At 36.3% G+C, this 12,592-nt stretch carries 12 protein-coding genes; 2 read left to right on the top strand and 10 right to left on the bottom strand.

The window, feature by feature from the left end; all coding sequences use genetic code 11:
• Positions 1-2: 2 nt before the first annotated feature.
• The gene (locus tag BLP98_RS01990; protein WP_074481660.1) at positions 3-881 is read right to left on the bottom strand and encodes a transporter substrate-binding domain-containing protein; all 879 of its coding nucleotides are present in this window, start codon (positions 879-881) and stop codon (positions 3-5) included.
• A gap of 60 nt (positions 882-941) precedes the next feature.
• On the bottom strand, positions 942-1,967 hold the full coding sequence (locus BLP98_RS01985; protein WP_074481659.1) for a uroporphyrinogen decarboxylase family protein: 1,026 nt from the start codon (positions 1,965-1,967) through the stop codon (positions 942-944).
• 573 nt (positions 1,968-2,540) lie between these two features.
• On the opposite strand from BLP98_RS01985, the gene BLP98_RS01975 reads away from it, so the two are divergent.
• Together BLP98_RS01975 and BLP98_RS01970 are read left to right on the top strand one after the other, a co-directional pair.
• On the top strand, positions 2,541-3,455 hold the full coding sequence (locus BLP98_RS01975) for a LysR family transcriptional regulator (protein ID WP_074481657.1): 915 nt from the start codon (positions 2,541-2,543) through the stop codon (positions 3,453-3,455).
• A 66-nt stretch (positions 3,456-3,521) separates the two neighbouring features.
• Positions 3,522-4,367, top strand: a complete 846-nt coding sequence (locus tag BLP98_RS01970) for an aldo/keto reductase (protein WP_074481656.1) — start codon at positions 3,522-3,524, stop codon at positions 4,365-4,367.
• 46 nt (positions 4,368-4,413) lie between these two features.
• Here BLP98_RS01970 and BLP98_RS01965 read toward each other — a convergent pair whose 3' ends face one another.
• The 8 genes from BLP98_RS01965 to BLP98_RS01930 all read right to left on the bottom strand — a co-directional run bounded on the left by BLP98_RS01965 (position 4,414) and on the right by BLP98_RS01930 (position 12,441).
• Complete coding sequence (locus tag BLP98_RS01965; RefSeq protein ID WP_074481655.1) at positions 4,414-5,640, bottom strand: sensor histidine kinase; 1,227 nt, start codon at positions 5,638-5,640, stop codon at positions 4,414-4,416.
• Between the two features lie 8 nt (positions 5,641-5,648).
• A complete protein-coding gene (locus BLP98_RS01960) occupies positions 5,649-6,329 on the bottom strand; it encodes a response regulator transcription factor (RefSeq protein WP_074481654.1) in 681 nt (226 codons plus the stop codon).
• 5 nt (positions 6,330-6,334) lie between these two features.
• Positions 6,335-6,967 carry a GTP pyrophosphokinase gene (locus BLP98_RS01955; protein ID WP_074481653.1) on the bottom strand — a complete coding sequence of 211 codons (633 nt, stop codon included), beginning with the start codon at positions 6,965-6,967 and terminating at the stop codon, positions 6,335-6,337.
• A 383-nt stretch (positions 6,968-7,350) separates the two neighbouring features.
• Positions 7,351-9,123 carry an ABC transporter ATP-binding protein gene (locus BLP98_RS01950; RefSeq protein ID WP_074481652.1) on the bottom strand — a complete coding sequence of 591 codons (1,773 nt, stop codon included), beginning with the start codon at positions 9,121-9,123 and terminating at the stop codon, positions 7,351-7,353.
• The gene (locus BLP98_RS01945) at positions 9,113-10,927 is read right to left on the bottom strand and encodes an ABC transporter ATP-binding protein (RefSeq protein WP_074481651.1); all 1,815 of its coding nucleotides are present in this window, start codon (positions 10,925-10,927) and stop codon (positions 9,113-9,115) included. The genes BLP98_RS01950 and BLP98_RS01945 overlap by 11 nt, the downstream gene beginning before the upstream one ends.
• Before the next feature lie 3 nt (positions 10,928-10,930).
• A complete protein-coding gene (locus BLP98_RS01940; RefSeq protein ID WP_074481802.1) occupies positions 10,931-11,371 on the bottom strand; it encodes a MarR family winged helix-turn-helix transcriptional regulator in 441 nt (146 codons plus the stop codon).
• 153 nt (positions 11,372-11,524) lie between these two features.
• Entirely contained in the window at positions 11,525-11,935 is a 411-nt protein-coding gene (locus BLP98_RS01935) for a peptide deformylase (RefSeq protein ID WP_074481650.1), read from the bottom strand.
• Positions 11,932-12,441: a GNAT family N-acetyltransferase gene (locus BLP98_RS01930; RefSeq protein WP_074481649.1), complete on the bottom strand. Its 510-nt coding sequence runs from the start codon at positions 12,439-12,441 to the stop codon at positions 11,932-11,934. The genes BLP98_RS01935 and BLP98_RS01930 overlap by 4 nt, the downstream gene beginning before the upstream one ends.
• Positions 12,442-12,592 lie beyond the last annotated feature (151 nt).

Here is a 12,592-nt window from a genome sequence, read left to right as displayed (position 1 = left end):
TCCTAATCTGTTACATAACTAAAGACATCTTCTCCAAAGTATTTTTGTGAAAGTTTAGCAATTGTACCATCTTTTTGCAATTCTTTGATGGCTTTATCGTATTCTTTTGCAAATGTTTTATTAGTATCGTTTTTATGAATCAATGGGTAAGTTTCAATACCTTTATATGGGAACCATGTCAATTGGTCTGCGTACTGATGGTAAGCCCCATCTCCTTTTTGGACAGCTTCTTCAAATGACAATTTAATTGAGAAATAAGCGTCATAACGACCTTCAAGCACCCAAGCATAGGCATCCGCAACTGAGAAGCTTTCAGATTCTTTTAGTTCAATTGGGTGTTTAGCTTTTTTGTTGTACTCTTGAATCACATTATATTGAGCATTTTGTGGTGAAATTGGAACCAACTTACCACCATCTTTGGCAAATGAATCAATGTCTTTGTATTTTCCTTCATCAGCTTTACGAATGGCAAAGCCAATTACACTAGCACCAATGGCTTCATCAGGAATAATGAATTTTTGCGCACGTTCTTCGGTGTACCAAGCCCCTTTGACACCAATATCATACTTGCCTGATTCAAGACCAATCAATAAATCTTCATCACTTGTTCCCGTATAATCAAACTTATAATCTTTTAGCTTGTCATCAACAGCTTTTAAGACTGCAACTTCAAATCCATCACTTTCACCTTTGTCATTGACAAAATCATATGGAACATAATTTTGTGTGTGAGCAACTTGCAAAGTCGTTACTTTATTTGACTTGCTCGATGAACTGTCTGCACTTGCTGATGTCTTACCTGTTAATTGACGTCCGACAACTGTCGCTGCAACAAGTGCTACAATAACACCACCAGAAATAATCCATTTTTTCTTACTCATATAACCCACTCCTTTTCTTTTTACCTAAAACTTTTCTTTCATTCCTAAAAACTCTTAAAATCAAACGGCTGCTTTAACAAGAACCTCATCAAGAACAGCTTCTTTCACCCAAGCAATACGTTCTGAGGCAATATCACTTGGCACTGTGCAATCAGCACCGATAACAACGCCTTGACGTCCCGCTTCTTCAAGCAACTGTTTAACTTTGTCTTGAATGGCTTCCTTACTTCCTCGATAAAGCAAATCATTTTCAGTATTTCTAAAGCCACCGAGAACCGTTTTCCCACCAAATAACTGACGTCCTTCTGATAGGCTAACACCTTCCAATTCAACAGCCCAATTAATGACATCAGCTGGATAATCAGTGTAGTACGAAATATCATTTGTAGCACCTTCATAACCGCAGATATGAAGAATATTAGTTCCACCGGCTGAAATAGCTCGGTTTAAAACATGCAATTCGCCCGGTCTGATAACATGGTCATATTCAATGCGACTCAATCGTGAATCCTGCAAATTCTGAACACTGAGGTAAATCCCATCAACGCCAGCTTCTTCAATCAAACGTTTTGTTAGAAGTGCAATATCAAAAGCAATCACATCGAGAACTTTCTTCGTTAATTCCGGATCTTCTTTGATAAAATCTTCAATAATTTTATCCCCATTGCCACCTTTTCCATCAAGATGCCATTTGAGATAAGTTGCTGGAGCAAAGATATTATAGAAAGATGCAATATCTTCATGGAAATCTTCACGAATTTTTTTAGCAAGTTCAACTTGCTTTGTAATCCATGGATGATTTTCTCCGATAGAGGTAATCCCTTCAAGTTCATGAATCGATTTAATACCTTCATGAATAGCATCATTTGGATAAGTAAAGAAACCATCACTCATGATTTTTACAAAATCTGGATCGACATCTGAGATAAATCGTTTGTGCCCAGCGATATTTTTATTAAAAATAACAGGATTGAAACCATCGCTCCGTTCATCATCTGTTGTAAAATGATACCAAAATCCGACTGGAACTCTATCAACTTTTTCATTTTTAAAGGCTTTTAAAACCCACTCTCTTTTTGTTGTCATTAGCGTAATCTCCTTTGCATTTGGTATGGCAATTATACTATCACGCTTTATCTGACTTGAAAAATCTATTTTATTTATACTCGGCCATAATAATGAGTTATGGTATAAAAAAGAAAAAAGTTGGAGACAATTTATCTCCAACCTTTTTACTCGTAAGGTAAATGTGTCAAACTCTTAAGACTTTGAATTCGAACAATATCTTCCTTTCGAATATGAGATGATCGTTTACTAGTTTGATAGGCTTTGAAGGAAGAACAATTTAAAAAAATAAGAAGAGATATGACAAGAATAATTGTAACAGCAATTGAGCTATTTCTTAAGTGCTTTTCTGTTATGAGCATTAACACGTCACCTCCGAGTAGCTTTCTAAGCTTATTGTATCAGCTTTAAGCTCTTTAGAAAAATCTATTCTTTTTATTACCAGCCATAAAATCGGCTAATAATTAGACGTATTTATCGCAGGTTATAGGATTTTTTTATCAGTACTTAAGATATTCTTATCAGAATTTTGCTGATTTTTTAATGTATTTTCACTATAATATTAACAATTATTACAAGAAGGTATGATGTTTTATGAATTTCCAACAATGTCGTTATGTCGAAGTCGTCGCTCGCGTAGGGTCTTTTAGCCAGGCCGCTAAGGAATTATACATGACTCAGCCCAACTTGTCTTGCTCTATTAAAGATTTAGAAACTGAATTAGGGGTTCAACTTTTCACGCGCTCTAACACAGGAACACGTTTAACTGAGGATGGTCATGATTTTTTAAAGTATGCTAAACGCATCATTGGAGAATTAGATTTATTACAACAACGCTACCATGATCAATTTAAGAAAAGTTTTACGGTTGCTTCTCATCACTACGACTTTTTATCTATTCCACTTGCTAAAGTCGCCCAAGAATTTAAACAAGATTATCAAGAATTTCAAACAATTGAAACAAGTACCAAAAAAATCCTTGATAGTGTTGCTTCTTTTGAAGCTGACTTAGGAATTATTTACCTGGATGATGACAACAAACACATTTTAAAATCGTCACTAGAACACCATGATTTGGAATTTACCTCTTTAGGAGAATTCCCGACACGTGTCTTTCTCCGTCGTGACCACCCACTTGCTAACAAAGCAGTAATTTCAGAAAGTGACCTAAAAGGTTATAATCAAATTCGCTTTCGTCAAGAACAATCAGGTCTGAATTTTGATGAAGATGCTCTTGATATCCATGATGAACAACGTATTCTATACAGCAATGACCGAGGAACTGTGATGAATTTACTTTGTGCTACGAATGCTTATGCCTCAGGGCTTGGCATTGTTAATAGCTTTGTCAAAGATCAGATTGTTCTTATTCCACTGAAGAATAGTCCAAAACACACCCTCGGTTATGTGACCAATCGCAAGAAAAAACTATCTGATATCGGAGCTAGTTTCATCAATGAAATCAAGCTTAGTTTAGAAGAATTTGAAGACAACAGTCAGCTAATCTAGTTTGAGTCGTATCTTTTAAGATTACAAAACTTTTGTGTTAGAATGAAGAAAAAATGGAGGACGCTTATGGAATTTAAAACTCTCAATAACGGTGTTAAAATCCCAAAACTTGGTTTTGGAGTATGGCAAATTTTTGACCAAGATGAATGCCAAAAGTCAGTCGAAGACGCTCTTGAAGTCGGTTATCGTCTTATCGATACAGCAGCTCTTTATCGAAATGAGGAAGCAGTCGGTAAGGCTATTAAAGCTTCAGGTATTAAACGTGAAGATGTTTTCATAACTACTAAAGCTTGGATTAACCAACTTGGCTATGATGAAACCCAAAAAGCATTTGAAACAAGCCTCAAAAAACTAGGAACTGATTATCTAGACCTCTACCTCATTCACCAACCATACGGTGATACTCATGGAGCTTGGCGTGCAATGTCTGATCTCTATAAAGAAGGTCGTATTCGTGCCATTGGCGTCTCAAATTTCTCAACAGGGCGGCTGACAGATTTTGCTATCAATACTGAAATTGTTCCAGCACTTAACCAGATTGAACTTCATCCATACAAACAGCAACCACTTCTCCGTGCAGCTAACCAAGAATTTGACGTTGCTACACAAGCATGGAGTCCCTTTAATCAAGGAAAAGATGATATTTTCAAAGATTCTATCCTAACAAGTATTGCAAAAAAACATGGTAAGTCAGTTGCTCAGGTCATTCTTCGCTGGCAAATTCAAAATGACATTTTGACCATTCCAAAATCAGTTCACCTCAATCGTATCAAAGAAAACTTTGACATTTTTGATTTTGAACTTAGTCAGGAAGATTTAGCCAAAATTCAAACTCTTGATCGTTTTCCTGACAACTACGGACCAAACGAAAGTGTCGAACAAGTAAAACGCCTATCAAGCTACTCTGTCTAAAAAAGCGTAAAAAAGCCGAGACTTCTTGTCTCAGCTTTTTCTTTTTCTACAAAGTCACAACAAATGTAATCGTATCATCCTTATAGGTAACTGAAATGTTGCCTTTAAAAAGTTTGACCATCGTTTTTGCCATTGAAAGTCCAATGCCATAGCCTGAATTCTTATTATTGTGGGATTCGTCTTCTCTATAAAACCGTTCAAAGAATTTTGTGTAATCAACATTTTTACCTGCTTTGTAGGTATTGGAAATTTCAAGACGAGCTTTAGAAAGGCGATTCTTACTTAATTTAACCGATACCGTTCCACCTGGATCGCAATATTTATTAGCATTATCAACCAAAAGCGTTACCAATTCAAATAATGACTTTTCTTCAGCTTTAACATGAATACCTGATTGAATCCCCATGATAAAGTGTTTGCCATCCTTGATAACTGGTCCTTTAAAATCTTCTGCAGCATCTCTAGCAATATCAGAAAAATTAACACTTGTTAAGACCAACTCAGGCTGTTCTTCTAAACGCGCCATAGCTACTAAACCATTAATTAAGCCTGTCATACGATCGATTTGATCGTTAGTACTTTTAGTCCATTCAGACTCTCCATTCATCAATTCAACAAGTTCATTATTCGCAGCAATAATCGCTAACGGAGTCTTTAATTCATGACCAGCATTGGTGATAAATCGTCGTTGACGTTCATAGTTACGAATAAACGGTTTGATAACTTTGCCAGATACAATTGAGATAACCAAGACAAAGAAAATAAAGCTAGCACCTGACATCCAAATAGACAAGTGCACCAAAGCAAGATTATCTCTAAATTGATTAGTCGAATCTAATACCACAATCAAATCCGTATGTCGACTTTCTTCTGTCACCAAGTAAGAATAAGTGTGTTGATGATAAGAAAAATCAGCTCGAGTATCCTTAGATTGGTTAATTTTCTCCAAAAACTCTTTGACTTCTTGATCAGTCAAATCAGAAATATTGCTCGCATTTAAAGAAATAATCTTCCCATCACTATCCATTTTAGCACTAAAATATCGGTATTGAAAAAGGGTATCTACTGAAACCGTATCGCCTAATTCACTAGTCGTTTTTGAAATACTGGGAAAACTTCCTCCATTATCAGCAAGTAAGGTTAGAATTTTATTGATTTCATCCACTGTCTGAACATGCCTAGCAGAATTCAAAACGCTAACAACCGAAAACAAAACAAGTAAAATCGCTAAGGAAGCAATGGCAATAAAGCGGAGGCGAAGCTTTCGAAACATTGAACCACCTACAATTCTTTCAACTCATAGTCTCCCATTTCTTCTCCTTCAATCACAAGATTTGCCCCAATTGCTTGAAGTTTTTGACGAAGATAGGAAACATAAATAAAAACATAACCAGTATCAATATCTGGATCATCCTTATCACTTGCCCAGACATGATTAAAAATTTGCTCAGTTGATAACTTCTTACCTGGATTAAGCATAAAGAATTCAAGCATTTTTGCTTCTTTCCCTGCCAAACGAATGGTATTTTGGCTAACCAATTCCTGCTCACCAACATTTAAAGTTACAGTCCCAAGTTTTAAAATATTCGATGTGAAATTAGTATCTACACGACGAGACATTGACCGAAGTCGCGCCAATAACTCTTTTAAAGAAAATGGTTTGGTCAAATAATCATCAGCACCAGCATCAAGTCCCATCACGCGGTCATCAATTTCAGACATAGCTGTCAACATAATAATGTGAGCTTGGTTACCACTTTGACGAATTTCTTGAACAGCTTGAATCCCAGTTTTTCTCGGCATCATAATGTCCATGACCATCACGTCATAAGCATTCTCATTAGCTTTATCTATAGCTGCTTGACCATCATAAACAGAATCAACATCATAACCTTCATGAGTCAATGCTGTTGTCAAAACTCGGTTCATCTGAATTTCATCTTCTGCAATAAGTACTTTCATAGTTTTTATTCTCCTTCATCTTGAGAACTTTCTTGAATCAAGTTGCGGATGGTTTGCATGGTTAAATCACACGAAGCTAATTCATCAGCACAACGTTTTAATTCCCTCACAATACGCTTAGGGTCTTTAATATCATGTTTATATTTCATCTGATGTTCAAGACTAGCCCATGAATCCATAGCAATGGTGCGGAGCTGAACCTCAATAAAATATGAGCCTTGCTCGTTTCCCAGACAGTCAGGGTAAGGTGTCCTAACTTCTACAATCATGTGATAAGAACGGTAACCATTTGGCTTAGCTTGTTTAATGTAATCTTTTTCTTCAATCACTCGACAATGGTCAAAAGAATGAATCACATCAACCAAGCGATAAATATCATCAACGAAACCACAAATAATGCGCAAACCAATACTATCACGAATCAGCCTCAAAGCTGATTCAGTGCTCACTTCATATCCTTTTCGTTGACACTTTTCAATCATACTTTCTTGTGTCTTAACACGCGCAATAAGATGCTCAAATAATTTATAACCTGTTTCTTTCTTAACCAGGTCATTTTTTTCTTGAATACGCTGACTAAAGTCCTCTAAAATCAAAGGAAGGTAGTCTGCGTACTTTCCGTAAATCGTTTCTGTCATATCTTTTCCTAACTAGATGTTAACTTCATTATAACAAAATTCCTTAAAATAAAGATAAAACAAGTCCTTACAAAAAAGAGACCATACGGTCTCTTCAGAATGTAGACAAACCTGCTTTCAACCTAAAATAAATTCTAACTTATCATTGCAATACTTCAATTTTAGGATTCATTTGCGAGCAAAGCGAGCAAGAAAGCGATACTTTTCGCCGTGGTGAAAGTGGCTGAAGGCTAATTACATCAGCCACCCGGGAGTTTTGAGACCTTAGACTCAAAACTTAAGCATGGAATTCCGCAGGAAGTCGCTGCCGACGGCACCACCTAAGAAAAGTATCAAAAAAAGACTTTTTATTCAGTCTAAAGAGACCTTACGGTCTCTTTTAATTAGGCTACTTCAAATTGTGAGTTGTAAAGGTCTGCATAGAAACCACCTTGTGTCATCAAATCATCGTGATTACCTTGCTCAATAATGTTACCATCTTTCATTACAAGGATTAAATCAGCATTTTTGATTGTTGACAAACGGTGGGCAATAACAAAGGATGTGCGACCTTCCATCAATTTATCCATGGCTTTTTGAATCAACTCTTCTGTACGAGTATCAACTGATGATGTAGCTTCGTCAAGAATAAGAAGCGGAGCATCTTTCAAGAGAGCACGTGCAATAGTCAAGAGTTGTTTTTGACCGATAGAAAGTGTCACTGAATCATCAAGATAAGTATCGTAACCATCAGGCAATGTCATGATAAAGTGGTGAACCCCCACTGCCTTAGCTGCTGCCACTACTTGTTCATCAGTGATATTTTCTTGATTGTAAATCAAGTTTTCTTTAATTGTTCCTTCAAACAACCAAGTATCTTGAAGCACCATTGAGAACTGATCATGAACTTCTTCACGTGACATTAAACGAGTATCAACACCATCGATGGCAATTTGTCCTTTATCAATTTCATAGAATTTCATGAGCAAGTTAACAATAGTTGTCTTACCAGCACCTGTTGGACCAACGATAGCCACTTTTTGACCAGGTTTTGCAACTGCAGAGAAATCATGAATGATTGTTTTATCTTTAGAATAACCAAAGAAGACATTATCAAATGTAACCTCACCTTTAACATCTGTCAATTGGCGTTCTTTATCAGAATCGTCTTCCATTTCATCTTCTTCAAGGAATTCAAAGACACGACTCATGGCAGCTGTAGCAGATTGCATTTGTGTGAAGGCTTGGGCAATTTGTGATAATGGTTGTGAGAAGATACGCACGTATGTCATAAAGGCAACCACATCACCCATTGTGATATCTCCATTAATCACCTTAACAGCCCCAACCACACAGACCATAACATAACCAAAGTTACCAATGAAAATCATTAGGGGCATCATAATTCCTGATAAGAACTGTGACTGCCACATTGATTTGTAAAGGTTTGTGTTCAATGTTTTGAAAGCTTCACTGGTTTCATTTGAAGCATTATAACTTGTTACCACATTATGACCAGAATAAATTTCTTCAACATAACCATTAACTGCAGCCAAGTTATTTTGTTGGCGTTTGAACAATGGTTGAGATGATCCCATAATCACAACCACCAACAAGAATCCGATAAAGACAGAACCAATAGCTGTTAGCGCCATACTAACATTTGAATGGAACATCATGAAAATAGAACCAATCAAAAGCACTGTTGAAGTGACCAATGTTCCCAAACTTTGGTTAAGAGATTGGCCAAGCAAATCCACGTCATTTGTCACACGAGAAAGGGTATCCCCTTGTGAGTGGCTGTCAAAATAGTTGAGTGGCACACGGTCAATTTTTACTTGAATAGCTGTACGTAAACGTTGTGTAAATCGTTGAACAATTGTTGCTACAGTAAAGTTTTGAATGTAACCAACCACTGCTGAAATCACATATAAAACCGCAAGGGTTAAAGCAATTTGACCAACCTTATCTAAGTCAACACCTGGGATTGTACCCATTTTTGTCGGTGTCAAACCTTTCATGATGGTGTTTGTGATTTCTTTTAATTTATCAGGTCCAATAACTGTAACCGTTGCTGAAACCATGGCTCCAATCACCGCAAGGATAAATGGAAATTGGAAACCTTTGATATATGGCTTCATTCTACTATAGAAAGATGCTTTTTTCTTATTTTCCATTTTCTAATTCCTCCTTAGATAATTGTGAGTAGGCAATTTCACGATAAACATCATTTGTTGCAAGAAGTTCTTCGTGAGTACCTTGACCAACCACTTTACCTTCATCCAAGACTAAAATTTGATCGGCATCCATGATTGTTGAAATACGTTGTGCAACAATCAATTTTGTCATATCTGCTGTACGTTCTTTCAATTGTGAACGAAGGATTCGGTCAGTCTTATAGTCAAGAGCTGAGAATGAATCATCAAAGATGATAATCTCAGGTTTACGAGCAAGGGCGCGAGCAATTGCCAAACGTTGTTTCTGACCACCTGAGAAGTTTTGACCCCCTTGAGATACTTGAGCCTTAAGTTGTCCTTCTTTACTTTCAACAAAGTCTTTACCTTGTGCTAAGTCGAGAGCTTCCCACATTTTATCATCATCAAGTGGTGAACTATTACTATCACCCATGTCCATATTTGAAGCAATATCTCCACTAAAGAGGACAGCTTTTTGTGGAATATAACCCACAATCTTATGAAGGGTATCATGATCGTAATCACGAACATCAACACCATCTACCTTAATCGTTCCTTCTGTTGCATCGTAGAAACGAGGAATCAAGTTTACCAATGTTGATTTACCTGAACCAGTTGATCCGATAAAGGCAACAGTGTCACCTGATTTAGCCTTAAAGGAAACATGTTCCAAAACAGCTTCTGAATGGTCGCTGTAACGGAAAGAAACATCATTAAATTCTACAGAACCTTTTTCAGCTGGTTGAGACTTACTTTCCTCAGGATAAAGAACTGATGGTTTTGTATCTAAAACTTCATTAATACGACCAGCAGCAACAACTGCACGAGGAAGAATGAAGAAGACAATAATCATCATCATAAATCCAATAACCACCTGCATGGCATAAGATGAATAAACCACCATATCTGAGAAGATATTAACTTTATCTTGCATAGCTCCAGCGATTTTTGTTGGATCTTTTGGAATAGCGATATCTTCAATCAAGAAGGCACCAATCCAATAAATAGCTAAAGTCATACCACTTGAAATACTTGTCATGACTGGTGACATCAAAGCCATTGAACGGTTAATGAAAAGGTTAAAGTTTGTAACATTGTCGTTAGCTTTTGCAAACTTACCATCTTGGTAATTTTCAGCATTATAGGCACGAACGACACGAATACCTGTCAATGACTCACGTGTAATACTGTTCAATTTATCAGTTAATTTTTGAATCATACGTTGTTTTGGCATAACCATCATTAACAAGAAAATCAACATCAAAATCATAACAGCTACGGCAACAACAAGCACTAACAACCACTCATGGTTTTTATCAGCAATCTTTGTGATCGCCCAAATTGCCATAATCGGTCCCTTGGTAATAACTTGAAGTCCCATTGTAAAGACTAATTGAATTTGTGTAATATCATTGGTTGTACGTGTCAAAAGACTTGGAATTGAAAATTTCTTGATTTCCGCATCTGAAAAATCAAGGACACTGTGGAAAATATCATCACGCAAGCGTGTACTAAAACTTGCTGCGATACGGGCTGCTAAGAATCCGACAACTACTGATGCAGCAAAGCTTCCTAAAGAAAGCAAGACCATACGCATACCGGGGGCATCTAGATTCCAAGCAAAAATATCCTTGGCTTTTGTTCCTTGAGTTGAGAGCAAGGATGTGATATCAGACATGTAATCCGGAATTTTTAAATCCAAGAAAACATTCAAACACACAAATAAGACGGCAACAAGCATCATAACGATTTCTTTTGCCGTTAAACGTTTAAAAATTTTTAACATGCGTTACTCCTTGTTTTCTAAGTTTTTCAAAATGCGATCAAAGACACTCATTGAGAGTTCCAATTCTTCACGACTAATACCTTTCAAAATCTGCTTATGAATGGCTTCATGAAAAGCATCGATATCTTTTGATTTTGCTTTACCAAGTTCTGTTAAAACAACACGCTTGTAGCGTTTATCAACCTCTGATGGAACAACCTTAATATACCCATTCTTTTCCATTCGCTTAATTAAATTACTGGTTACAGATTTTGAAATTTTAAGTTTACACTCAATATCTTTAATGAAAACTTCTTTATCTTCATTCTCACGTAAATATAAAACCGCAAATCCTTGTGGACCAGCAAGATTTTCAACGCCATGAGCCTCTCCAACCTCATGAACACGATTTTCCATCAAATTAATAAAATATCGAAATTGTGAAAACGGATCTCTTTCTCGCATTTTTTCCTCACTTTCTGAAAAGTTTTCAAGATTTATTCTTGTAGAAATCATTATAGTTCTTATGAGAACTAATGTCAAGAAAAAAGTTCTCATGATAAGTATTTTTTTACACATACAAAAAGAAACGCTGATATATCAACGTTTCTATTACTTTTAAATAATAATACCTTCTAAATGATCCAACTCATGTTGACAAATTTGTGCTGCTAACCCTGTCAACGTTAGACTTTGCTGATTCCAGTTTTTATCTCTGAATGTCACATCAATTTTTTGATAACGACGTGTCGGACGTGACCCTAGCAAGGACAAACAAGACTCTTGTGTATCAAAAGGAAGGGATTTATTGGTCATGACTGGATTAAACATAACCAAATCAGCCACACCCATATTAACAATAATAACGCGCTTCTTAACACCAATCATATTTGCAGCCATTCCAACACAATTAGCACGGTTAGCATTTAAAGTATCTTGTAAATCTTGCGCCAAATATAAATCTTCTTTTGTTGCTTCTTCTGACTTTTGCGCCAAGAAAAAAGTATCTCTTACAATGTCTTTAATCATGATTTCTCCAAAAATAATTCCATAATATCAAAGTCAACGGCTTTTCCATTAATTTCCATAAAATGTTTAAAGGTTCCAATCTTTTGGAAGCCTAAGCTTTCATAGAGGTGAATAGCTCTGCTATTATCAGAACGAACTTCAAGCGAAAGAACTTTCAAGCCTGATTGCTTGGCTAAAGCAATTAAACGTGTTAAAAGCTTGCGACCAATTCCTTGATTCCAGTAATCTTTTTTCACTGCAATACCAATCTCGGCTCGATGAGCTAGACGAGCCTTACGAAAGCCACAATAATTACAAGTTCCAACTAATTCGTCAGCCTCTTTGGCAACTAAAAAGTAGGACCTTTCATCTTCATGGACCTTAGTCAATAGCTTTTCTTCATCAGAAACAGAAATCCCTAAACCTTCTTGACCATAAGACAAATTGTCTGATTCTGAACCAATTTGCTGGCAAAACGTCAAAATATCCCTAGCATCACTAGCTAAAGCTTCTCTCACTATCACCATAAGCAAACCTCACTTTCAATAAAAACATTATAACAAAAAACTAAGGTAACCAAAAGAGCTCACATAAGTGAGCTCAATTCGGTTATTTGATATTAGAGAATTAATTTAAGATAAAAATGGCTTGTTGAATCCGTCTGTACGATTCTAAAAA

Source organism: Streptococcus equinus (assembly GCF_900104225.1).
Taxonomy (GTDB): Bacteria; Bacillota; Bacilli; order Lactobacillales; family Streptococcaceae; genus Streptococcus; species Streptococcus equinus_D.
This window is presented reverse-complemented; position numbering and strand designations above follow the sequence as displayed.